The organism is Vibrio sp. ZF57, from assembly GCF_001691235.1.
Lineage (GTDB): Bacteria > Pseudomonadota > Gammaproteobacteria > Enterobacterales > Vibrionaceae > Vibrio > Vibrio crassostreae_C.
On record NZ_MAKD01000136.1, the window covers coordinates 1 to 390 of the forward strand.

1 protein-coding gene is annotated in these 390 nt (G+C 47.4%); it reads right to left on the reverse strand.

The genetic code is table 11. The annotated features are described in order from the left end of the window. A partial coding sequence (locus A6D97_RS19930) for a transposase (RefSeq protein ID WP_170791833.1) occupies window positions 1–390 on the reverse strand: 390 nt, incomplete at both ends.

A 390-nucleotide genomic window follows, 5' to 3' on the forward strand; every position in this document is an offset into this window, starting at 1 on the left:
TGCGCTTGAACTTCAAGGTCAAAAGCCGTATTCATGTCCATCGCGACCGCTTCGATATTATTGCCATGCTTGCCTAACAGCTCGAAGAACGGTCGTATGTCCTTGCGGCTACGGCCTAACCCTATCCAAATAACTTGATGAGTCTTAGCGTCAGCGATGACCGTGGCATACCGATGTCCTTTAAAGATAGCGAACTCATCCATGACGAGTTGCCTTAGCCCCTCCCATTTCACTGACGGTACCACTTGGCGAAGTCGGCGTTTATCTATCTCTTTAATGGTGTGCCAATGTACGCTTGTTAACTGGGAGATATGCTTAATGGGAAGAAGAGGCAGCAGTTGTTCTATATAACTTTTTAGGCGCTTCGTGATGCGAGCATAAGGCTCTAAC